Source organism: Pseudomonas sp. CMR5c, assembly GCF_003850545.1.
Lineage (GTDB): Bacteria > Pseudomonadota > Gammaproteobacteria > Pseudomonadales > Pseudomonadaceae > Aquipseudomonas > Aquipseudomonas piscis.
Genome location: NZ_CP027705.1, coordinates 3466274 through 3487540 on the forward strand (window position 1 = coordinate 3466274; position 21267 = coordinate 3487540).

Below are 21267 nucleotides of genomic sequence, written 5' to 3' on the forward strand. Positions count from 1 at the left end.
TTGAATATGCCGTCAAATCGCCCCGTCATTCATGTGCTGTTCTTCGTTGGCAACTCCGGAACTTGCGCCGTCCTGCCATTGACCGATGTCTACGAGGCGGTGGTTCATCAACCCTCTGCCTTGCTCGAGCAGGCCTCACCTAGATTGACGATCAGCCGCTCAACGAGCGCTGGCCAAGCCCGGTCGCCGTTGAAAGTGGCATCGTTCACCACCCTCTATGGAGAGAACGGCAGCGGCAAGACCGCCCTGTTGCTGGAACTGTGCCGGGCGCTGGCCAAGTGGCAGCCGCAGGAGAAGCTCAGCCTGCTCTGGGAGGATGAGCAGGGGCTGCATCTTTCCCGGGGGAGCTCACTCAAGGGCGTTCAACTGCATTCGGAACTTGAGATTGACCAGGGGCAAAAGGCCTCGCTGCCGGACTTCTCGGCGCTGTTCTACACCACCTCACCCTTTGAAAGAGTCCGGCGCAATCGCCTGCGGCGCCTGGGTGTAAAAGATATCAGCCCCAGGTTTGGCAAGGATGTGGAGTCGGAACTGGTGGCGGCCTTCACGGCCTATCCCCACCTCAAGGAACGCGTCACCTTTGTCGACCAAGCCCAGGTCACGCTGAAGCTCAAGACGGTGTCGCTGGTGGAGTTGATGACGGTTTATCGTCCCGATAGTTCGGCACACAAGGCACTGGACCCGGAACTGAAGAAACAGCTGCTCGAACTGGAGAAAAGCGCCTCGCCCGAGGCGAAGTTCATTTGGTCCTATGCGATTCTGGAAGGTGCTGAAAGCCTCACGGCACAAAACCTGTATGACTTGATCGATGAATTGCAGGAGCTGGTCCAGGATCACCACCCGTGGCTGAGCAAGGCCCTGAGCGACCCGGAATTTGTCCTCGAGCAGCTAACGGAGCACCCTCCATTGCTTAAGCAATTGGCCAAGGCCAGGGATGTTCTGCACCTGGCCAAATTGCTGTTCGCGGACCTCAACTCCTGGGGCCGCAAGTCCAGGATGGGCTACCTGGATCAGCAGGTTGGCCACCATATCCGTCAACATTCACAGGTCTACAGCGAGTTGAGCAGCCTGGATATGCTGCAGTTCTCCTTCACCCAGTTGAGTTCCGGCCAGGCCAGCATGATGTCTCTCTACTGCGCAGTAGCCAGGGCCTTTGGAGAGTTCGAACAGGCTTCCCCGGAGCAATCGATGTTGCTGTGCATCGACGAAGGCGAGATGTTCATGCACCCCAAGTGGCAGCGCATCTACATCTTCGACCTGCTGAAGTTCATCGGGCAGTTTGGCCAGTTGGCCAAGCGCACCCATGTGCTGATTTCCACCCATTCGCTGATCGTCGCGGCCGATACCCCTGCCGGGCGGCTGTTCGACCTGGATAACGCACGGCTGACCAATGCCTTTGGCTACACCCCCAAGCAGACCCTGAGCAAGGTATTCGAGGTCGAGGATTTCACGGGCGAGTTCAACCATCAACGCCTGGAGCGGCTCGCCGCAGTGCTCAACGGCGAGCTCCGGGGTCTCCAGGCACTGGGCCAGGCCCGGCACATCGCCGACTCCCTGGCCAACGACGAACTCCGGCGCCATGTACAGCAACAGCTGGATATCCTGGGGAGCCGTGCCAATGCTCAAGCTTGAGGCATCCACCGCCACGATCAACAGCCACCTGGCGACCCTGGGCCAGCGTTTTGACGAGGAGATGGCTAAATGGAAGGCACCTTTTACCGGATACCCTTCCTTCACCGCCTCGCTGCACAAGCTGTTGCTGAAGAACCGCAAGACGGTCCTGGTCGGCAGCGTCGCCGAACTACGGGCGCTGATCGAGGCTATCGACCTCGCCACCGGCTCGACCTTGACTCCCTACATGCATGCCCGTCAGCAAAAGTCCTTCACAAAGCAAAGCCACATGGAGAAACTGCTCCAGGCCCTCGACAAGGTCTTCGACTACGACAAGTTCATCTACAAGAGCCAGGGCTGGAATGCCTACAAGCTGGTGGGCAACCACGGGCTGCGCATCTGTCCCTATTGCCACCTGAATCATGTGAACTACCACGGCCAGGCCACGAGCAAAGCCACGCCCAAGAAGCTGGAGATGCGCCCACCCCTGGATCACTTCCTGCCCAAATCCATCTACCCCTACCTGGCGGTGTCGCTGCACAACCTGGTCCCCAGTTGCCACCAGTGCAACTCGTCGATCAAGGGCGATGAAGTTCCGGGTGCCGATCTTCCCCACCCCTTCGACCCCGCCGTCGCCCTGGACATGAGCTTCGGTATCAAGGGCTCGGCCCTGGCTATCCACGGCGTTACCAATGGAGAGCTCAGCCTGGCGGTGACAGGCAACGGCGCCTGGGATGAATTTTCCCGGTTCTTTTACTTGGAGGAACGCTACCAGTGGTACACCCCCGAAGTGAACGACATGCTCAAGCGCCAGCGCGACCTGGACGAAAGCGACAAGATCATCCAGTCCCTGGTCCGGCGCCCGGCATTTATCCTCGGCTTCAATCCGGACGACTGTGAAAGGCGCGCCCTGGGCATCTGCTTGCACAGCATCGCCCGGCAACAAGGGATTATCTGAGCCTTAGTAATCCAGGCCCCGCGCCAGCCATACCGTGAACCCGCAGCAGTCGGGGTCTTCACTGACATGCCGGACCACCTCGAAGCCATGGGTGTCGAGCAGCGTGCAGTACTCGCCGGGATCGAGGCTGGCGTGGTACAGCGCCTCCCCCTCAAATATACCAATGGCCTCGCCCGCCGCCGGGCCACTGGTGAACATCAGTGCACAACCCGGGCGGGCGTGGCGCTCGAACACCGCGAACATCGCTCGCTGATCGTCCGGCGCCAGGTGGAACAGGCTGTTCCAGGCCAGGATGCCGGCGAAATCCTCCCCCAGGGCCAGGTCGCGCATATCCGCGTGGATCCAGCGTTGCTCGCCATGTCGTTGCCGGCACAGTTCCAGTAACGCGTTGGAGCTGTCGACCCCGGTCAGCTCGCAGCCATGCTCGATCAGGTAACTGGCCAACGGCTCGGCGCCACCACACCCCAGGTCCAGCACCTGCCGCCCAGCGCCCATGAGCTGGCGAAAGCGCTGCAACCAGGCCAGCTCGGACTGAAAGCCACGGGTATTGGCGCGGCGAACCTGATCCCAGGCCGTGGCATGGCGCTGGTACAAGTCGACGATATGGCGGGCGGAGTCATCCATGGCGAACCTGCAATCACAAGAAAAGGCGTCGATTAAACTCCGATGAAGCTCCCGCCACAATCTGCAATAGCCTCGCGACTAGAGCTGCGCGACCACAGGCAGGTCGCGGCGTACCTGGCGCACCGAGACGAACAACAGCAACGAAAGCCCGGCATACAAGCCGAACAACCAGCTCGCCGCCCGGGCTGCCCCGGCCAGGTCATTACCGCTACCAAGCCCCGCCAGGTTGACGATCATCCCCGCCAGCGCCGCTCCCAGCGCTGTAGCCACCAGTTGCACGGTAGTGATCGAAGCCCCGGCCAGCTCCTTCTGGTCGGCAGGGGCGCTCTCCAGGACCCGCGCCAGCAGGTGCGGCCAGGCCAGGCCTATACCGACCCCCACCAGCACCATGGCCAGGCAGATTGCCCCCAGGCTCGCCAGGCTGCTGGCGGCGGGCATGGCCAGGCAGGCCAGGAGCAACCCGGCCACCACCAGCAACGGCGCGCTAGCTACCGCCCGGGCCGCAGCGCCCGCCCCCAGCCCGGAGCTGGCCAGCGCTCCCAGGGTCCAGCCCGCGGCCATCAAGGCGGCGATGTAACCGGCCAGCAACGGTGTCTGGAGATGCAGCACCTGGAGGAACAATGGCACGAAGACCTCGCTGGTCATGCCCACCACCAGCAACGCCATGGACAGGTACAGCGGCAGCAACAGGCTGCCGGGTTTCAAGCTGCCACGGGGCAACAGGCGCTTTGCCGAGCGGTTCTCCATGGCCCCCACCACCAGCAACAGGCCCAGGCCCACGGCCAGCCCCAGGACGTTGTACAGCGCCGAGGCGCTGATGCTGCCAACGGAAATCGCCAGGACCATGACCGTCAGCAGCACCAGCTGCAGTCCGGGGATTGGAGTACGTGGCATCGGTTCTCGGCTCCTTCCCGGTAACAGGACGACGGCCAGCAGCATGAACAACAAGGTACAAGGCAATAGCACCCAGAATGCCGCACGCCAGCTGCCGTGCTCGGCGAATACCCCACCCACCGCCGGCCCGATCAACGTAGCCATGCCCCACATGGCCGAGATCAGCGCCATCGCCCGGGGCCATAGCGGTTCATCGAACACCAGGCGGATCATCGCGTAGGGCAAGGCGAACAACAGGCCACCGCCCAGCCCCTGGACACTGCGCCCGACAATCAGCCAGGCCATGTCCGGCGCCAGCGCACACAAACCGCAGCCCAGCATGAACACCACGCCCGCCAGGGCATACGCCAGCTTCGGGCCCAGCACTGCCAGGGCCCGGGTCGAGAGCACGGAGCCGATGATCGAGGCGACCACGAACAACGTGGTGTTCCAGGCGTAGTAGTCCAGGCCGCCGATGTCTTGCACCACCGACGGCAGCAAAGTGGTGACCAGGTAGATGTTGATTGCATGCAGCGCGACGCCCCCGGCCAGGGCTGCGGAGCGCAGCCCATTCTTGCCCAGTAGCAGTGCCGACCAGCCCGTTGTCGATGCCATGGCTTGTTCCTGTCTGGTTGTTCGAGAAGGCGCACTGTATTACACAAGTAATTGCTTTGATAATTGGTTTTTTCAGTATCGACCACTCCCCGCTCCTATCGAAACCCCGACGGACAATCTCCAGGCCAGGCCCGCATAGCCTGTTATGCTTGCCCGGTTGAGTGCGTTGCGCAGGCAGCCGAATTTTCCCGATCGCCCCTTGGCCAATGGTCCCGAATGTCTTCGATTTCTTCCCCGGCCGACAAGAAAAGCCCCGGCGCCACCGCCGAGCGGATCCTGTTCCTGCTGAAAACCCGCGGCCCCTTGAAAACCGCCGACCTGGCGCCACTGCTGGAGGTGTCGCTGGAGGCCACCCGCCAACAGTTGCAGAAACTGGTGGATAGCCAGCTCATCAGCGGCCAACTGATGCCGGCCCAGGGCGCCGGGCGTCCCTCGCAGAAATGGGTGCTGACCGAACAGGCCCAGGCGCGCTTCCCCGATACCCATGCCAACCTGACCTTGCAGTTGATCGACTCGATCCGCGCGGTATTCGGTGCCGACGGCGTCGAGCGCATCGTCAGCGACATGGAGCGGATCAACAGTGCCGAGTACCTGGCTACCTGTGCACCGCTGTCGACGCTGGAGGAACGGGTCCGCGCCCTGGCGCAAATCCGTGACCTGGCCGGCTACATGGCCCATGTGGAAAGCGCAGGCGATGACTGGTTGCTGATCGAAAGCCACTGCCCTATCTGTGTCGCCGCGCGGCAATGCCAGGGTTTCTGCCGCTCCGAACTGCAAGTGTTCCAGGCGGCCATCGGCGAACTAGGTGAGGTACAGCGCATGGAACACCTGATCACCGGTGACCGGCGCTGCGTATACCGCATCAGCGCCCCAGGCGCCGACTCATGAGCAAGCTCGCCTGGCTGTTCAAACAAGGCGCGCTGGTGCTCACGGTCGCGGCCCTGACCCTCTCGGCCTGGCGGATCTACGACAGCGAACGCGGCCCGGCGCTACAACCCTGGCACCTGTATGTCCCTCACGAACTGGACGCCGAGGAGCTCGACCGCAGCGATTGGGCCGGCTGGCTCAAGGCCGAGGACCGGGTATTCGCCGAGGTCGAGCAAGCAGTCAGCGCCGCCCTGGATCCGACTCGGGTGCCACCGTTCAATCGCTACCGCCAGGACAGCCGGGTCTATCCCCCGGGGTTCGCCACCGACTGGAACCGCTCCTACCTGTTGCGCCCGCAAGGACAGCCTCGGGGCGTGGTGGTGCTGGTGCATGGCCTTACCGACTCGCCCTACAGCCTGCGGCACATCGCCCAGCGCTATGTCGAGCACGGCTACCTGGCCATCGGCCTGCGCCTGCCCGGCCACGGCACGGTGCCAGCGGGCTTGACCGATGCCCGTTGGCAAGACTGGCTGGCCGCCACGCGCCTGGCCCTGCGCACCGCCCGGGCTGAAGTCCCGGCGCCGGCGCCACTGCACCTGGTGGGTTACTCCAACGGTGGTGCCCTGGCGGTCAAGTACGCCCTGGATGCCCTGCTCGATCCGCAGTTGCCCCAGGCCCAGCGCCTGGTGCTGGTCTCGCCGATGATCGGGGTCGCGGCCTCCGCCCGCTTCGCCGGGGTGGCTGCCTGGCCGGCGGTGTTCCCGGCCTTCAGCAAGACGGCTTGGCTGAACCTGCGTCCGGAATACAACCCGTTCAAGTACAACTCGTTCCCGGTCAACGGTGCCCGCCAGTCCTGGCTGCTTACCGATGCCTTGCAAAGCCAGCTGCAGGCCTTGGCGGACGACCCGCGCCTGGCCGAGATACCGCCAATCCTGGCGTTCCAGTCCCTGGTGGACTCCACCGTCAGTACACCGGCGCTGGTCAACGGGCTGTATCGGCAACTGCCGGCCAACGGCAGCGAGCTGGTGCTCTTGGACCTCAACCGCGCCCGGGATTTCGAGGGGCTGCTGGATCCGGCCAGTGCCACCTCCGTGGCCAGCCTGCTACCACCGCCGCCACGCAACTACAGCACGCGGATCCTGAGCAACCAAGGCACCGGCAACAGCACGGTGCAGCTGTTGAGCACCGCTGCCGGCAGCCGACAAGAAAGCCGGCAGCCCCTGAACCTGGCCTACCCGCCGGAAGTGTTCTCGCTATCCCATGTGGCGCTGCCCTTCCCCGTGGACGATGCGCTGTATGGCACCCAGCCCACCAGCACCGAGAGTTTTGGCGTGCACCTGGGGACCCTGGCCGCCCGTGGCGAACGGGGGGTGCTGGTCCTGCCCATGGATGAGTTGATGCGCCTGACATCCAATCCCTTCTATCCCTACCTGATCCAGCGTATCGAAGCGGATATCGACTAGCCCGCCAGGTACACCAGGCGGGGGCAACACCAGGCGAGCAAGACGTCCAGCCTACTCGCCTGCCGCACTACTTCTCGTCCTCGCAACCCAAGCCCCGGCGTTGTGGCTCCTCATCCACCAGGGTCTTGCCGGTACGGCCCATGATCTGGCCCTGCAGGGCGCGCAGCTCGCCGCCATCGAGGCGCTTGCAGCTGTTGATTTCCCAGACATCGCCGGTGGCCGTGCTGACCGAGAACAGCCCCCAGTATTCGGTGGCGCCGGCCTTGGGATCCTCATAGCCCAGGCTGAAGTCGAAGTAGCCCGGGTGCGGCGGCTTGCCGCTTTCATCCTGCAGGTTGCCATCGACGAACACTCCGGGCCGATCCATCTGGTAATCCTGGTGCTTGAGGGCCACCAGCAACACCTGCTGCGCCTGCTCGCGGGTCAGGCCGGAATGCTGGACTTCGGTGGGCTGCAAACCAGCCGAGGCACAGGCGCTGAAGGCAGCGCAAGCCAAGGCCAGCCCGAGTATCCGGGACAGCAGATTGTGATTCAGCATGCCATGCGTCCCCTGACCGCAATGATGATGTCCGCCAGGTACTTGGCGAAGCCGTTGCGCCCGCCGGTGGCCGCATCGCCGCTGTTATAGCCGCTGCGTACCAGGGCCTGGGCGAACTCCATCGGCTCGCGCTTGCCGCGTACCGAGGCGCCGAAGCTTTGCGCGAAGGACTGGGCCGACTGCTGGAACGAGGCGAACTTGGCCACCTTGATCGCCGCATTGCCCAGGGGCGCCTCAGCACCGATCTGCAGCGGGGCCGGTGCGTGCATGGAAAAGAAGTTGTTCAGGTCCCGGGCGATCCGCCCGGTGCCGTACTGGCTCTCCTGGGCCGCCAGGCCGAGGATGTTCTCCACCGGAAGGTCCAGTTGATCGGCGATTGGCTGGCATACCACCTTGTATTTGCTGACAAAGGTGACGGCACTGATGTTGTTGCACAGCTTGGCGCTCACGTTGCTTCCCTCGCTTGATCGGTGGATTCCATTTCATGGGTATTTGCCGCGTGCAGTATAAAGCAACCACTGGCCGCTGCCTGCGGCCTCAAGCGCACTGAACCCGCGGGCTGTGGCCCAGATCACAGTTGTTGGCTCCCATCGACTGGCAAGGCCTCCCATGGTCGCTGTCTTGACGATTTTTTCTCGCTCGTTGCCTTAGATTGTCCTCCTCCTGCAGTACTCCGTACCGGGGTTCGCGGACGCAACCGAACGCCGATCTTGGCCACGGGCGAGTTTCAATCCGATACTGCTGGGATGTCGTCCTGCAAGGACGCGTTGAGCACCACCTGAACAAGGATCGAAGCAATGACTGACTCTGCCAGTGAAGCAGACGAATACGTGATGATGCAGGCCGCGCACTGGTGCATGCGCCTGCGCGAGGACGATTGCACCGCCCAGGAGCGCCAGGCCTTCAAGGACTGGCTGCAGGGCGACCCGGGCCATGCCCTGGAATATGCCAGGATGCTGGAAGTCTGGGACCTGACCGGGCAACTCTCGCCCACCACCACGGCGCCTTGACCAGGACGCGTTGGTCGCGTTGCCGGGCAGTCGCTTGATGGCGGCGCCAGGTTGCCTGGTTGTCCAGATTGATACCATCGCGAGGTCCCAAAACGGCCTTCGCCATGCGCTTCGGATTTCACCGCAAAGCCGCTGAAACCGGCGGTCTACGGCCATTTCCCCAACACTTTTTCAATAAACTGAACCCCAGCTGTCTAGCTCGCAGAAAAACGGAGTTTTGGCTTCTTTTTCATATTCGTTTCACATTTTTGCGCTTAATCTCAGCCACCGACGAACAAGGGGCCTGATGCAGTCGTTTCGCAACTTGCACCGGTAACGCCTTGATCCACATTTACTTTTCACGAACATCGTCTTTACTCATTTTCTGCATGGAACGCCACGCTGGCCCAATCAACCGGATGTGCCCGATGACCACCGCCTCCCGCGCTCCATGAACGTTGTTCGCACGCTACATCCGTACCCCCAGCTTTCGCATTGTGTAGACCCGAGGTAACCATGAACCAGGCTTTCCTTCCTTTCTCGCGTCCGAGTATTGGCGACGAAGAGGTGGCCGCTGTAGAGCAGGTTCTGCGCTCCGGCTGGATCACCACCGGCCCGAAAAACCAGGAACTCGAACAGCTCTTCGCCGAACGTGTCGGTGCCCGCCATGCCGTGGCCCTGTCCTCGGCCACCGGCGCCATGCACATCACCCTGCTGGCCCTGGGCATCGGCCCCGGCGATGAAGTCATCACCCCCTCCCAGACCTGGGTTTCCACCGCCAACATGATCTGCCTGCTGGGGGCGACCCCGGTGTTCGTCGATGTCGATCCCGACACCCTGATGAGCGACGCAGCGACCATCGAGGCCGCGATCACTCCCAGGACCAAGGCGATCATTCCGGTGCACTACGCAGGTGCCGCTTTCGACCTCGACCCGCTCTACGCCCTGGCGGAAAAGCACGGCATCGCGGTGATCGAAGACGCCGCCCACGCCGCCGGCACCACCTACCGCGGCCGCGAGATCGGCGCCCGGGGCACGGCGATCTTCTCCTTCCATGCGATCAAGAACATGACCTGCGCCGAGGGCGCGATGTTCGTCAGCGATGACGAGGCCCTGGCCAACCGGGTGCGCATGCTCAAGTTCCATGGCCTGGGAGTGGATGCCTACGACCGCCTGACCCATGGCCGCAAGCCCCAGGCCCAGGTGATCGAGCCCGGCTTCAAGTACAACCTGGCGGACATGAACGCGGCCATCGCCCTGGTACAACTGCAGCGCCTGGACCAGATCAACGCCCGTCGCGAAGTCCTGGCCAAGGCCTACCTCGAGCGCCTGGCCGGCCTGCCGGTGCAACCGCTGCACCTGCCGCAGTATCCGCAGCAGCACAGCTGGCACCTGTTCATCCTGCGCATCGATGCCGAGCGTTGCGGACTGGACCGCGAAGCCTTCATGAAGGGCCTGCAGGAGCAGAACATCGGTACCGGCATCCACTTCATCGCGACCCACATGCATACCTACTACCGCCAGCGTTTCCCCGATGTGCACCTGCCGCATACCGAGTGGAACTCCGCGCGGCTGTGCTCGATCCCACTGTTTCCGGACATGACCCTCGATGATGTCGAGCGGGTCGCCGGCGCCATTGAAAACCTCCTGGACTGACCCCCTTGAAACCTTACCCAATTCAGTTCGTGTCGATCGTCATCCCGGTCTACAACGAAGAACAGAGCCTTCCCGAGCTGTTGCGACGTACCGAAGCGGCTTGCCGCCTGCTCAAGCACGACTTTGAAATCGTCCTGGTGGACGATGGCAGTCGCGACGAGTCGGCCAACATCCTGCAAGCCGCCGCCGAACGCGAAGGCAGCCCGGTGGTGGCGGTGATCCTCAACCGCAACTACGGCCAGCACGCAGCGATCATGGCCGGTTTCGAGCAGTGCCGCGGCGACGTGGTGATCACCCTCGATGCCGACCTGCAGAACCCACCGGAAGAGATTCCACGCCTGGTGGCCCAGGCCGAACTGGGCTACGACGTGGTCGGCACCGTGCGCAACAACCGCCAGGATTCGGCTTTCCGCCGCTGGCCGTCGAAGCTGATCAACCTGGCGGTGCAGCGCTCCACCGGGGTAGCCATGAGCGACTACGGCTGCATGCTGCGTGCCTATCGCCGGACCATCATCGACGCGATGCTGGCCTGCACCGAGCGCAGCACCTTCATCCCGATCCTGGCCAACAGCTTCGCCCGGCATACCACCGAGGTGCTGGTGGAGCACGCCGAGCGCGAGCACGGCGACTCCAAGTACAGCCCGATGCGCCTGGTCAACCTGATGTTCGACCTGATCACCTGCATGACCACCACGCCCCTGCGCCTGCTGAGCATCATCGGCTTCGGCATGGCCGGCCTGGGCGCACTGTTCGCCCTGATGCTGATCGTCCTGCGGTTGATCTTCGGCGCCACCTGGGCCGGCGACGGCACCTTCGTCTTGTTCGCGGTGCTCTTCGTGTTCACCGGCGGCCAGTTCATCGGCATGGGCCTCTTGGGTGAATACCTGGGGCGCATGTACAGCGATGTGCGGGCCCGCCCACGCTTCTTCATCGAAAAAGTCTTGCGCAGCCACCCGGCGGTCCCGGCCCCGGCGGTGACTGTCGACGGTTTAACTTCCACCCATACTGATCAGGTTTCCCAATGAGCAATAAAGCTGTCGTCTTCGCCTACCACGATATTGGCTGTGCTGGCATCGAAGCCCTGCTCAACGCAGGTTATGAGATCGCCGCGGTATTCACTCATGCCGATGACCCGAAGGAAAACACCTTCTATGGTTCTGTCGCGCAACTGTGCGCCCGCAAGGGTATTGCCGTGCATGCCCCGGAAGATGCCAACCACCCACTGTGGATCGAGCGCATCGCCAAGCTCAATCCCGACTACCTGTTCTCCTTCTACTACCGCAATCTGTTGAGCGAGCAGCTGCTGGCCACCGCCAGCAAGGGCGCGTTCAACCTGCACGGCTCCCTGCTGCCGCGCTACCGTGGCCGCGCACCGGCCAACTGGGTCCTGGTCAAGGGCGAGACCGAGACCGGCGTGACCCTGCACCGCATGGTCAAGCGCGCCGACGCTGGTGCGATCATCGCCCAGGAGCGCGTGGCCATCGAGCGCAGCGACACGGCGCTGAGCCTGCACCACAAGCTGCGTGATGCCGCTGCCAGCCTGCTGCGCGACACCCTGCCGGCACTGGCCCAGGGCAAGATCAGCGAAACCGCCCAGGACGAGTCCAAGGCCAGCTACTTTGGTCGGCGTACTGCTGCGGACGGCAAGCTGGACTGGAAACGCCCGGCCGAAGAACTGTTCAACCTGGTGCGTGCCGTGACCCAGCCCTACCCTGGCGCCTTCTGCGCCGTCGGCGAGCACAAGCTGATCGTCTGGAGCGCCGAAGTCGCCAAGGGCAACGAAGGCCAGGCTCCAGGCCGGGTCATCAGCGTCGATCCGCTGCGCATCGCCTGTGGCGAAGACTCACTGGTCATCACCTCCGGCCAGCGCAACGCCAACGGCCTGTACCTGAGCGGCCCGCAACTGGCCAACGAACTGGGCCTGGTGGACGGTTCCCTGCTGCGCGGTGCCGAGTCCGGCCGCAAGCCACGTCGCACCCGGGTGCTGATCCTCGGCGTCAACGGTTTCATCGGTAACCACCTGTCCGAGCGCCTGCTGCGCGACGACAAGTACGAAGTCTACGGCCTGGACATCGGCTGCGACGCCATCGAGCGCCTGCGCAGCCACCCGAACTTCCACTTCGTCGAAGGCGACATCAGCATTCACTCCGAATGGATCGAGTACCACATCAAGAAGTGCGACGTGGTGCTGCCGCTGGTGGCCATCGCTACCCCGATCGAGTACACCCGTAACCCACTGCGGGTATTCGAACTGGACTTCGAAGAGAACCTGAAGCTGGTTCGCTACTGCGTGAAGTACAACAAGCGGGTGATCTTCCCGTCGACTTCGGAAGTCTATGGCATGTGCCAGGACAAGAATTTCGACGAAGACAACTCCAACCTGATCGTCGGCCCGATCAACAAGCAGCGCTGGATCTACTCGGTCTCCAAGCAACTGCTGGACCGCGTGATCTGGGCCTACGGCGCCAAGGGCCTGAACTTCACCCTGTTCCGTCCATTCAACTGGATGGGGCCGCGCCTGGACCGCCTGGACTCGGCGCGTATCGGCAGCTCCCGGGCCATCACCCAGCTGATCCTCAACCTGGTGGAGGGCACCCCGATCCGCCTGTTCGACGGTGGCGAGCAGAAGCGCTGCTTCACCGATATCGCCGACGGCATCGAGGCCCTGGCCCGCATCGTCGACAACGAGAACGACTGCTGCAACGGCCAGATCATCAACATCGGCAACCCGGACAACGAAGCCAGCATCCGCCAGTTGGGCGAAGAGCTGCTGCGTCAGTTCGAGGCCCATCCACTGCGTGGCAACTTCCCACCGTTCGCCGGTTTCCGCGAAGTGGAAAGCAAGGCTTTCTACGGCGCCGGCTACCAGGACGTGGAACACCGCAAGCCAAGCATCGAGAACGCCAAGCGCCTGCTGGACTGGGAACCGACCGTGGAGATGAGCCAGACCATCGGTAACACCCTGGATTTCTTCCTGCGCGAAGCCATGCTGGAAATCGCCGATCGCACCAAAGAAGAAGCACGCTGATGCAGGCAGGTCTGCGCATTGATGTCGATACCTACCGCGGCACCCGGGAGGGGGTGCCGCGGCTGCTCGAAACGCTGGATGAGGCCGGGGTCAAGGCCACGTTCTTCTTCAGCGTCGGGCCGGACAACATGGGGCGCCACCTGTGGCGCCTGATCCGTCCGCAGTTCCTCTGGAAAATGCTGCGGTCCAATGCTGCCGGCCTGTATGGCTGGGACATTCTCCTGGCCGGCACCGCCTGGCCAGGTAAACCCATTGGCCGGGACCTGGGGCACTTGATGCGCCAGGCCCTGGCTGCCGGACATGAAGTCGGCCTGCACGCCTGGGATCACCACGGCTGGCAGGCCAATACCGGGCGCTGGAGCCAGGCCCAGCTGATCGAACAGATTCGCCGTGGCGTCGACAGCCTCAACGATATTCTCGGGCAAGCGGTGAGCTGCTCGGCATCCGCCGGTTGGCGTGCCGATGAGCGGGTCATCGAAGCCAAACAACAATTCGGCTTTCGCTACAACAGCGATTGCCGCGGCCAGAGCCTGTTCCTGCCACGTTTGGCGGACGGCGGCCTGGGCGCGCCACAAATCCCGGTAGACCTGCCGACCTTCGACGAAGTCGTCGGCCCCGTGGTGTCGAGCGCTGATTTCAACGCCTTCATCCTCGACCGGTTCAAGCCAGGCAAGCTCAATGTCTACACCATCCACGCCGAAGTAGAAGGGATTCTGATGGCCAATGATTTCCGTCAGCTGCTGGCCACCGCCAAGCAGCGCGACATTCATTTCCAACCCCTGGGAGACATGCTCCCCGCGGATATTTCCAGCTTGCCGGCAGGCCAGGTGGTACGCGGCGCCCTGGAAGGCCGTGAAGGCTGGCTGGGAGTACAGGGAGCATGACCAGACGCTGGGCCCTGCCGCTACTGCTGATCGCCTTCGGCTTGTTCTACCTCCTGCCCATGTCCACCCATGGCCTGTGGATTCCCGATGAAACGCGCTACGCGCAGATCAGCCAGGAAATGCTCCATGGCGGGCAATGGGCATCGCCGCATTTCATGGGGATTCGCTACTTCGAAAAACCGGTGGCAGGTTATTGGCTGATGGCCATCGGCCAAGCGGTGTTCGGTGACAACCTGTTCGGCGTGCGCGTGGCCTCGGCCCTGAGCACCGGCCTTAACGTAGTCCTGGCCTACCTGTTGGCCATGCGCTTGTGGAACGACTCGCGCAAGGCCGTGGCCAGCGCCTTGCTATACATGAGTTTCACCGTAGTGGCGTTGCTGGCCGGCTACGCCAACCTCGATCCGCAGTTCACCTTCTGGGTCAACCTGAGCCTGGTGGCCTTGTGGTTCACTTTCGACTGCAAGACTTCCCGCGGACAGCTGCTGGCCTGGGTAGTCCTGGGCCTGGCCTGCGGCATGGGTTTCATGACCAAGGGATTCCTGGCCTGGTTACTGCCGGTGTTGGTGGCCCTGCCATACGCCATCTGGCAGAAGCGCCTGCGCTCATTGCTGGTCTTTGGTGGCATCGGTGTGCTCGTCGCGGTGGTCATCAGCCTGCCCTGGGCTTTGGCGGTACATGCGCAAGAGCCGGACTACTGGCGTTTCTTCTTCTGGCACGAGCATATTCGTCGTTTCGCCGGCGAAGACGCCCAGCATGCCTCGCCATGGTGGTATTACCTGCCGTTGCTGGTGGCCTTCAGTGTGCCGTGGGTCATGCTGCTGCCAGCCACCTTCATGCAAGCCTGGCACCAGCGGCGCTTGGGCAATAGTGGCTTCCTGCTGTTGTGGCTGGTGCTGCCACTGGCCTTCTTCAGTCTGAGCAAGGGCAAGCTGCCCGCCTATATCCTGCCGTGCCTGTTGCCTCTGGCGCTGTTGATGGGCAATGCCCTGATGGATCGGCTGAGCAACAAGCAGACGCGCCTCATCAGTCTCAATGGCCTGCTCAATTTGCTGGCGGGCCTGCTGGGACTCCTGGCACTGGTGTACTTCCAGCTGAAAAAGCCGGTGTATGTGGATGAACCGCAGCACCTGGTGCTGGTGTATGTCCTGCTGTTGGGCTGGATCTTCAGCAACCTGCTGGCGGCCATGCGCCCATCGAACATGTGGGCGGCTCCGGCTTTGGGCAGCTTTCTGTTGGTGGCCCTGGCCCCGGCGGCCCTGCCCAACTCGGTGGTCTATAACAAGATTCCCGACCAGTTCATCATCGATCACGTCGCGGAACTGAACCAGGCCAAGGCCTTGCTGAGCAACGACCTGGGAACCGCATCCGCGCTGGCCTGGCGCCTGCGCCGCAATGACGTGACCCTCTACAACACCAAGGGCGAGCTGAAATACGGCCTGGGTTATGCCGACTCGGTGCAGCGCCAGGTCGAACTGGACCAGGTCCAGTCCTGGATCGCCGAAGCCCGCAAGCAGGGTTCGGTGGGCGTGGCGATGCGAGTCAAGGACGATGACGAAGACCATGAAGTCGACCGATTGCCCAAAGACGCCAAGCGCTACCAGCAAGGCAACATCGTGATCTTCATCATTCCCCAGGACCAGCCATGAGCCTGTTGCTGCTATTGCTGGCCTGCGGGCTCACCTGCCTGGGCCAGGTGGCGCAGAAGTTCGCCGTGGAAAGCTGGCGCGAGCAACCCTCGGGTCTGCTGGCCAAATTGCGTTCGGGCTGGTTGTGGCTGGCCCTGTTCAGCCTTGGCCTGGGCCTGTTGGTATGGCTGCTGGTATTGCAGCGCATGGAAGTGGGCGTGGCCTACCCCATGCTCAGCCTGAATTTCGTGCTGGTCACCCTGGTTGCCCGTTTCGTCTTCCACGAGCCCATCGACCGCCGGCATTGGCTGGGGGTCGCCCTGGTGATCGGCGGCGTAGTCCTGCTGGGGCGTCACGCATGAGCCGGGCCAAGGGCTTTGCCTTCGCCCTGGGCAGCGTGGTGCTGGTCAGCGGCGCACAACTGGCCATGCGCTGGAGCATGACGCGCCTGCCCGCACCCCAGCAGTGGCTGGACGCCCTGGGTAACGGCAGCGTCGACCTGGCCGCCCTGGCGGTGGTCATCGCGGCCATCGGCGCCTACGCCCTGTCGATGCTCTGCTGGCTGCTGGCCCTGCGCGACCTGCCACTGGGCCGGGCTTATTCGCTGTTGAGCATCAGCTACGCGCTGGTCTACCTGCTAGCCGCCGGCCTGCCGCTGTTCAACGAGCCGTTCACGCTTTCCAAAACCCTTGGGGTGGCCTTGGTCATCCTTGGGGTCATCACCATCAACTCTCGATCTGCACCCGCGACAAGTCCCAGGAATACCCCATGAAAATCAGTGTATTTGGAAGTGGTTATGTCGGCCTCGTACAGGCTGCCGTGTTGGCTGAAGTCGGCCACGATGTGATCTGCATGGACATCGATGAGCACAAAGTCAAACAGCTGCAACAAGGACACGTGAGCATCTTCGAACCCGGGCTTGCGAGCCTGGTCAAGGAAAACCTCGAGGCCAAGCGCCTGCACTTCACCAACGACGAGAAACTCGCGGTACAGCACGGCCAGGTGCTGTTCATTGCCGTTGGCACGCCCTCGAGCGAAGACGGCTCGGCCGACCTGCGCTACGTACTGTCGGTGGGCGATGCCGTAGCCCGTCACCGGGAGCAGCCGCTGATCCTGGTGGAGAAATCCACCGTACCGGTAGGCACCGGCGATACCCTCAAGGCCCACATCGAGAGAGCCCTGGACGGTCGTCCACTGCAGTTCGACATCGTCTCCAACCCGGAATTTCTAAAGGAAGGCTCGGCGGTTGCCGACTGCCGCCGTCCGGACCGCATCATCATCGGCTGCGCCCGCGAGGAAGTGCGCGATGTGATGCGCGACCTGTATGCGCCGTTCAACCGCAACCACGACCGCATCATGTTCATGGACCTGCGCAGCGCCGAGCTGACCAAGTACGCCGCCAACTGCATGCTGGCGACCAAGATCAGCTTCATCAACCAGATCGCCGAGCTGGCCGAGCACCTGGGGGCCGATATCGAGTCGGTACGCCTGGGGATCGGCGCCGACACTCGTATCGGCTACCACTTCATCTACCCTGGCTGCGGCTATGGCGGCTCGTGTTTCCCCAAGGACATGCGCGCCCTGATCCACAGCGCCGAGCAGGCCCACTGCTCCAGCGACCTGCTGCAAGCGGTGGAAGCCATCAACGAGCGGCAGAAGCACAAGCTGTTCGAGCGCATCAAGGCGTTCTACAAGGGCGACCTGGAAGGCAAGACCTTCGCCCTGTGGGGCCTGGCATTCAAGCCCAACACCGACGACATGCGTGACGCCCCGAGCCGGGTACTGCTCGATGCGCTGTTCGCCGCCGGCGCCGAGGTCCGGGCCTTCGACCCGGAAGCCATGCAGGAAACCCAGCGCCTGTATCTGGATGAATCGCGCCTGATGCTCATGGGCACCCCGGAGTCGGTGCTCAACGGCGCCGACGCCCTGATCATCTGCACCGAGTGGCAGCAGTTCAAGGCACCGGATTTCGAGCTCATCCAGCAGCGTCTCAAGGCCCCGGTGATCTTCGACGGCCGCAACCTGTACGACGCCGAACGCCTGGCCCGCAATGGCTTCACTTACTTCCCGATCGGTCGCGGCGAGTCACGCAACCTGCCGATCCCTCATCAGCAGTGGTCCACCGAGGCCTGAATGAGCACGCACTCCAGCTCCCCTTCGAACACATTACTTTGGCAATCGTTGGGGCTGGGGCTGCTGACTTTGCTGCTGTTCTGCGCCGGCGCCGACCACCAGTCGGCGATCGGCTTCGATTCCCGGTTCGTCCTGTTCGCCAAGGAAATGCTGCGCCATGGTCCGGGATTCTTCCCTACCACCTATGGCGAGCCCTATGCCGACTACACCAGCGCCTCGACCCTGCTGGTGTGGCTGTTCTCGCTTCCCGGCGGACAGGTCACCAGTTTCACCGCCTGGTTGCCCACGGCAATCGCCTCGGCACTGATCGTCAGCCTGCTCTATCGCCTGCTGGCGCCCTACTCCCGCACCTGGGCGCTGTCCAGCATCGCCCTGTTGCTGCTGAGCAATACCTTCATCAGCGAAACCCGCGCGGTATCCCTGGACCAGATGCTGGCCGCCGTGTCCCTGGCGGTGTTCTACCTGGGTTACGCCCATGACCACTTCGCCGCGCCCCGACGCCTGGGCTGGATCCTGCTGTTGCTGGTGCTGGGTTTTGCCATTCGCGGGCCCATTGGCCTGGTGATCCCCACCGGTATGCTGTGCAGCTACTACCTGTTGGCAGGCCAGTGGCGGCGCCTGTTCGGGTTTGGCTTCAGCGCCCTTGGATTACTGGTGCTGTGCATTGCCCTGCTGCTGTGGCTGGCCAAGCTCAGCGGCGGCCAGGGCTTCGTCGACGATGTGATCCGCATGCAGTTCATGGGGCGCATGGACGGCAGCGAAGGCTCCAGTGATGTCTTCTATTACTTCACCAGTTCCCTGGGCAACTACGCCCTGGCCTACCCGCTGGCGCTGCTGGCCTGGGTCGCCGTGCTGGTGGGCCGCTCGGGCGAACCGGCCAGCCCGGCCCTGAGGCTGCTGCGCTGGAGCACCGCCGCGGCGTTGGTGGTGATGATCGGCCTGTCGATTCCCCAGGCGAAGAAGGCCCGCTACCTGCTGCCGATGCTGCCCATGGTGGCCATCATCGCGAGCTATCCGTTCCAGGCCCATGGCGGCCGACTGATGGCTTGGCTGCGCGGATTGATCCAGGGCCTGTGGCTGCTATTGCCGGCACTGCTGATGGTGGGCCTGGTGGTATTGCGGCGCAAATTCCCCGACCAATTGGCCAACCTCACCCCCATGCTGGTGGTGCTGGGGCTGCTGCAACTGTTGTCCCTGGCGTTACTGTTCAAGCGCCAGTGGCGCGCCGTGGGCTTGGCCTACAGCGCGGTGCTGGCGGTCTGGGCCTGCTATATCGGTGTGTTCGAACCCGTCCAGCACCGGCTCTATGACACCCGGGACTTCAGTCAGGCGGCGCTGCGCCTGATCGAGGAGCAGCCGGCACCACTGGTCCTGCACCGCATGGGCAAGGACGCCAAGGCGATCAAGTTCATGGTCAACCTGGACCAGGACCTGCAGCCACGCTTCACCGACCAGCCCACGGCGCTGGAGCAGATTGCCGGGCCCGCCTGGATCATCCTCGACCAAGGCGACCTTGCCGACCTGCAAGGTAGTTCCCTGGCTGGGCTGAAACCGGTGCTCAGCGCACGCTTCGACAAGAACGACTTCGTGCTCCTGCACTTGCCCGGCCCCGCCTTGCCACAGCCCTGAAGCCGTTGCACAAGGCCCCAGCGGCTCCTTACACTCGCGCCCATGACCATTGAAATCCGCCGGGCGCGAGTGCCTGATGCCAGCCTCCTCCCCGCCATCGAGACTTCCGCTGCCGTGCTGTTTCGCCGCGATCCGCAACTAGCCTGGCTGGCCGACGCGCCAGTGGCGGATACCACTTGCCATGAGCAACGCATCCGCACCCAGGTGGTCTGGGTGGCCATCGCCGGCGATGCTGGCCCATGCGCTTTTCTCGCGGCCCAGGTCTTCGGCCCGCAACTGCATATATGGGAAGTATCGGTAGCCAGCGACCACCAGGGCCGGGGTATCGGCAAGGCCCTGCTGCAGGCTGCAATCGAGCATGCGCGCCAGCAAGGGCTCGAGTCCCTGGCCCTGAGTACCTTCCGCGAGCTGCCGTGGAACGAACCCTTCTATCAGCGCCTGGGCTTCGTCACCCTGGAAACGGACCGGCTGCCAGCACGCCTGCATCAGGTCCTGGCCGACGAGGTAGCGCACGGGCTGCCAGCGCAACGCCGCTGCGCCATGCGCCTGCTGCTCTGACCGAACAGCAGGCGTGGCTCACTTGAGCGGCTATTGCCCCTCGAGTTGCACCGTGGCCGTCCGGCGCAACGCCAATAGCGCCACGAAAAACACCCCCACCACGCCAACCGAAATCATCAGTCCGTGCGAGCTGACGTAAGACACAGTGGCACCGGTGATGATCGGCCCCAGTACGCTGCCCAGGGTGTAGAACATGGCAATGGCGGTCATGGCCGTGGACACCTGGTGTTCGCCAACCCGGTGCCCCGCCTCGATCACCGCCAGCGTATTCATGCCGCCGATCGCCGCCCCCCAGAAGAAGACGATCAGGGTCGCCAGCCAGGGCAACGGCTGGCTGAACGGAATCGCCACCGTGCCCAGCAGCAAGACCAGGCCGCAGAGCAATTGCCCGGTCTTGCAGGAGGTGCGATCGGCGATCCAGCCAATGGGCAACTGCAGGACCGTGCCGCCAATACCGAACACCGAGATCAGCAGCGTCGCCGCGGTCAGGGCATAACCCGTGGAAAGGCTGTAGCCGGCCAGGAACGACACCGAGGAGGTTTCGGCGAACCCGGCGATGAAGGCCCCGCACAGGGCCAGGGGGATCAGGCCGAACAGCTTCGCGTGATGCTTGTGCGCCGGCGTCTGGGGCTGCGTATCGTGCTCTTTCAAGGTCAGGGCCAGCACGCCCGAGACCAGTACGATGGTCGCGCAGGCGTAATAAGGCACGACGCTGCCGACGCCGAACACCACCAGCAACAGCGGACCTACCGCGATCCCCAGGCCCATGAGCGTTTCATGCACGCCGATCGCCCGGCCGCGCTCGTTACGCGACGCCACCGAGACGATCCAGGTGTCGCAGGCGATCCAGCGCAGGATCAGGCCTATCCCCAGGACAAAGTTCAGGGCGAAGATCAGCGCCAGGTTGCGGGTCAAGGTCATGCCGATCAGCGCGGCGATGGTCAACGCCGCGCTGAGGATATTGGCCTTGACCAGGCCCAGGTGTCCCAACAGACGCGGAACGATCTTGTACAGCAGCAGGATCGCGATCCACGAGGCACTGACGATCACCCCGATCTTGGCCGGCTGCACGCCCTGCTGCTCCAGTGACAGCGACAGCAAGGGCGTGATGGTGCCGATTTGCACGACCTGTGAAAGTACCGACAGCGTGTTGATCTTGGTCAGGGCCAGCCAACGCTGCTTATCCGTGTACTCGATGCCAGGGTTTTCCATGGAG

At 63.3% G+C, this 21267-nt stretch carries 20 protein-coding genes; 15 read left to right on the top strand and 5 right to left on the bottom strand.

Going from position 1 to position 21267, the window contains the following annotated elements; translation table 11 throughout:
- Positions 1–195 precede the first annotated feature (195 nt).
- Together C4K40_RS15900 and C4K40_RS15905 are read left to right on the top strand one after the other, a co-directional pair.
- Positions 196–1632 (top strand): ATP-binding protein, encoded by a 1437-nt coding sequence (locus C4K40_RS15900; protein WP_124421321.1) that lies wholly within the window; start codon positions 196–198, stop codon positions 1630–1632.
- A complete protein-coding gene (locus C4K40_RS15905) occupies positions 1619–2569 on the top strand; it encodes a hypothetical protein (RefSeq protein ID WP_053130103.1) in 951 nt (316 codons plus the stop codon). The genes C4K40_RS15900 and C4K40_RS15905 overlap by 14 nt, the downstream gene beginning before the upstream one ends.
- A 3-nt stretch (positions 2570–2572) precedes the next feature.
- Here C4K40_RS15905 and C4K40_RS15910 read toward each other — a convergent pair whose 3' ends face one another.
- Together C4K40_RS15910 and C4K40_RS15915 are read right to left on the bottom strand one after the other, a co-directional pair.
- Positions 2573–3193, bottom strand: a complete 621-nt coding sequence (locus C4K40_RS15910; protein ID WP_053130105.1) for a trans-aconitate 2-methyltransferase — start codon at positions 3191–3193, stop codon at positions 2573–2575.
- Between the two features lie 78 nt (positions 3194–3271).
- Entirely contained in the window at positions 3272–4681 is a 1410-nt protein-coding gene (locus C4K40_RS15915) for an MFS transporter (RefSeq protein ID WP_053130108.1), read from the bottom strand.
- 216 nt (positions 4682–4897) lie between these two features.
- Here C4K40_RS15915 and C4K40_RS15920 point away from each other — a divergent pair, with 216 nt between their 5' ends.
- On the top strand, positions 4898–5569 hold the full coding sequence (locus C4K40_RS15920; protein WP_022644504.1) for a metalloregulator ArsR/SmtB family transcription factor: 672 nt from the start codon (positions 4898–4900) through the stop codon (positions 5567–5569).
- On the top strand, positions 5566–7011 hold the full coding sequence (locus tag C4K40_RS15925) for a carboxylesterase (RefSeq protein WP_053130112.1): 1446 nt from the start codon (positions 5566–5568) through the stop codon (positions 7009–7011). The genes C4K40_RS15920 and C4K40_RS15925 overlap by 4 nt, the downstream gene beginning before the upstream one ends.
- Positions 7012–7078: 67 nt before the next feature.
- On the opposite strand, the gene C4K40_RS15930 is transcribed toward C4K40_RS15925, so the two are convergent.
- Together C4K40_RS15930 and C4K40_RS15935 are read right to left on the bottom strand one after the other, a co-directional pair.
- Positions 7079–7549, bottom strand: coding sequence for a hypothetical protein (locus C4K40_RS15930; RefSeq protein ID WP_022644507.1), 471 nt, complete (start codon positions 7547–7549; stop codon positions 7079–7081).
- Positions 7543–7998 (bottom strand): glucosaminidase domain-containing protein, encoded by a 456-nt coding sequence (locus tag C4K40_RS15935; RefSeq protein ID WP_022644508.1) that lies wholly within the window; start codon positions 7996–7998, stop codon positions 7543–7545. Before C4K40_RS15935 ends, C4K40_RS15930 begins: the two co-directional genes overlap by 7 nt.
- A gap of 348 nt (positions 7999–8346) precedes the next feature.
- On the opposite strand from C4K40_RS15935, the gene C4K40_RS15940 reads away from it, so the two are divergent.
- The 11 genes from C4K40_RS15940 (at position 8347) to C4K40_RS15990 (ending at position 20051) form a co-directional block, all read left to right on the top strand.
- Positions 8347–8559 (top strand): DUF4880 domain-containing protein, encoded by a 213-nt coding sequence (locus tag C4K40_RS15940; protein ID WP_022644509.1) that lies wholly within the window; start codon positions 8347–8349, stop codon positions 8557–8559.
- Positions 8560–9054: 495 nt separating this feature from the next.
- On the top strand, positions 9055–10194 hold the full coding sequence (gene arnB / locus C4K40_RS15945) for a UDP-4-amino-4-deoxy-L-arabinose aminotransferase (RefSeq protein WP_053130125.1): 1140 nt from the start codon (positions 9055–9057) through the stop codon (positions 10192–10194).
- 5 nt (positions 10195–10199) lie between these two features.
- Complete coding sequence (gene arnC / locus C4K40_RS15950) at positions 10200–11219, top strand: undecaprenyl-phosphate 4-deoxy-4-formamido-L-arabinose transferase (RefSeq protein ID WP_022644511.1); 1020 nt, start codon at positions 10200–10202, stop codon at positions 11217–11219.
- On the top strand, positions 11216–13222 hold the full coding sequence (arnA, locus tag C4K40_RS15955) for a bifunctional UDP-4-amino-4-deoxy-L-arabinose formyltransferase/UDP-glucuronic acid oxidase ArnA (RefSeq protein WP_022644512.1): 2007 nt from the start codon (positions 11216–11218) through the stop codon (positions 13220–13222). The genes arnC and arnA overlap by 4 nt, the downstream gene beginning before the upstream one ends.
- Positions 13222–14106 carry a 4-deoxy-4-formamido-L-arabinose-phosphoundecaprenol deformylase gene (arnD, locus tag C4K40_RS15960; RefSeq protein WP_022644513.1) on the top strand — a complete coding sequence of 295 codons (885 nt, stop codon included), beginning with the start codon at positions 13222–13224 and terminating at the stop codon, positions 14104–14106. The genes arnA and arnD overlap by 1 nt, the downstream gene beginning before the upstream one ends.
- Positions 14103–15752, top strand: a complete 1650-nt coding sequence (gene arnT / locus C4K40_RS15965; RefSeq protein WP_022644514.1) for a lipid IV(A) 4-amino-4-deoxy-L-arabinosyltransferase — start codon at positions 14103–14105, stop codon at positions 15750–15752. The genes arnD and arnT overlap by 4 nt, the downstream gene beginning before the upstream one ends.
- Positions 15749–16093 carry a 4-amino-4-deoxy-L-arabinose-phosphoundecaprenol flippase subunit ArnE gene (gene arnE / locus C4K40_RS15970; protein WP_022644515.1) on the top strand — a complete coding sequence of 115 codons (345 nt, stop codon included), beginning with the start codon at positions 15749–15751 and terminating at the stop codon, positions 16091–16093. Before arnT ends, arnE begins: the two co-directional genes overlap by 4 nt.
- The gene (gene arnF, locus C4K40_RS15975) at positions 16090–16503 is read left to right on the top strand and encodes a 4-amino-4-deoxy-L-arabinose-phosphoundecaprenol flippase subunit ArnF (RefSeq protein ID WP_022644516.1); all 414 of its coding nucleotides are present in this window, start codon (positions 16090–16092) and stop codon (positions 16501–16503) included. The genes arnE and arnF overlap by 4 nt, the downstream gene beginning before the upstream one ends.
- Positions 16500–17864, top strand: coding sequence for a UDP-glucose/GDP-mannose dehydrogenase family protein (locus C4K40_RS15980; protein WP_022644517.1), 1365 nt, complete (start codon positions 16500–16502; stop codon positions 17862–17864). The genes arnF and C4K40_RS15980 overlap by 4 nt, the downstream gene beginning before the upstream one ends.
- The gene (locus C4K40_RS15985) at positions 17865–19493 is read left to right on the top strand and encodes a glycosyltransferase family 39 protein (protein WP_053130128.1); all 1629 of its coding nucleotides are present in this window, start codon (positions 17865–17867) and stop codon (positions 19491–19493) included.
- Positions 19494–19535: 42 nt separating this feature from the next.
- Positions 19536–20051 (top strand): GNAT family N-acetyltransferase, encoded by a 516-nt coding sequence (locus C4K40_RS15990; protein ID WP_053130131.1) that lies wholly within the window; start codon positions 19536–19538, stop codon positions 20049–20051.
- Positions 20052–20081: 30 nt separating this feature from the next.
- On the opposite strand, the gene C4K40_RS15995 is transcribed toward C4K40_RS15990, so the two are convergent.
- Complete coding sequence (locus C4K40_RS15995; protein WP_053130135.1) at positions 20082–21263, bottom strand: MFS transporter; 1182 nt, start codon at positions 21261–21263, stop codon at positions 20082–20084.
- Between the last annotated feature and the right edge of the window lie 4 nt (positions 21264–21267).

Excerpts from the sequence above, each read along its gene's own strand:
- C4K40_RS15940 (WP_022644509.1), top strand. The coding sequence starts at position 8,347 with ATGACTGACTCTGCCAGTGAAGCAGACGAATACGTGATGATGCAGGCC.
- C4K40_RS15930 (WP_022644507.1), bottom strand. The coding sequence starts at position 7,549 with ATGCTGAATCACAATCTGCTGTCCCGGATACTCGGGCTGGCCTTGGCT.
- C4K40_RS15990 (WP_053130131.1), top strand. The coding sequence starts at position 19,536 with ATGACCATTGAAATCCGCCGGGCGCGAGTGCCTGATGCCAGCCTCCTC.
- C4K40_RS15985 (WP_053130128.1), top strand. The coding sequence starts at position 17,865 with ATGAGCACGCACTCCAGCTCCCCTTCGAACACATTACTTTGGCAATCG.
- C4K40_RS15910 (WP_053130105.1), bottom strand. The coding sequence starts at position 3,193 with ATGGATGACTCCGCCCGCCATATCGTCGACTTGTACCAGCGCCATGCC.
- C4K40_RS15925 (WP_053130112.1), top strand. The coding sequence starts at position 5,566 with ATGAGCAAGCTCGCCTGGCTGTTCAAACAAGGCGCGCTGGTGCTCACG.
- arnB (WP_053130125.1), top strand. The coding sequence starts at position 9,055 with ATGAACCAGGCTTTCCTTCCTTTCTCGCGTCCGAGTATTGGCGACGAA.
- C4K40_RS15980 (WP_022644517.1), top strand. The coding sequence starts at position 16,500 with ATGAAAATCAGTGTATTTGGAAGTGGTTATGTCGGCCTCGTACAGGCT.
- C4K40_RS15995 (WP_053130135.1), bottom strand. The coding sequence starts at position 21,263 with ATGGAAAACCCTGGCATCGAGTACACGGATAAGCAGCGTTGGCTGGCC.
- C4K40_RS15920 (WP_022644504.1), top strand. The coding sequence starts at position 4,898 with ATGTCTTCGATTTCTTCCCCGGCCGACAAGAAAAGCCCCGGCGCCACC.
- C4K40_RS15905 (WP_053130103.1), top strand. The coding sequence starts at position 1,619 with ATGCTCAAGCTTGAGGCATCCACCGCCACGATCAACAGCCACCTGGCG.
- arnA (WP_022644512.1), top strand. The coding sequence starts at position 11,216 with ATGAGCAATAAAGCTGTCGTCTTCGCCTACCACGATATTGGCTGTGCT.
- arnE (WP_022644515.1), top strand. The coding sequence starts at position 15,749 with ATGAGCCTGTTGCTGCTATTGCTGGCCTGCGGGCTCACCTGCCTGGGC.
- arnT (WP_022644514.1), top strand. The coding sequence starts at position 14,103 with ATGACCAGACGCTGGGCCCTGCCGCTACTGCTGATCGCCTTCGGCTTG.
- arnF (WP_022644516.1), top strand. The coding sequence starts at position 16,090 with ATGAGCCGGGCCAAGGGCTTTGCCTTCGCCCTGGGCAGCGTGGTGCTG.
- arnD (WP_022644513.1), top strand. The coding sequence starts at position 13,222 with ATGCAGGCAGGTCTGCGCATTGATGTCGATACCTACCGCGGCACCCGG.
- C4K40_RS15915 (WP_053130108.1), bottom strand. The coding sequence starts at position 4,681 with ATGGCATCGACAACGGGCTGGTCGGCACTGCTACTGGGCAAGAATGGG.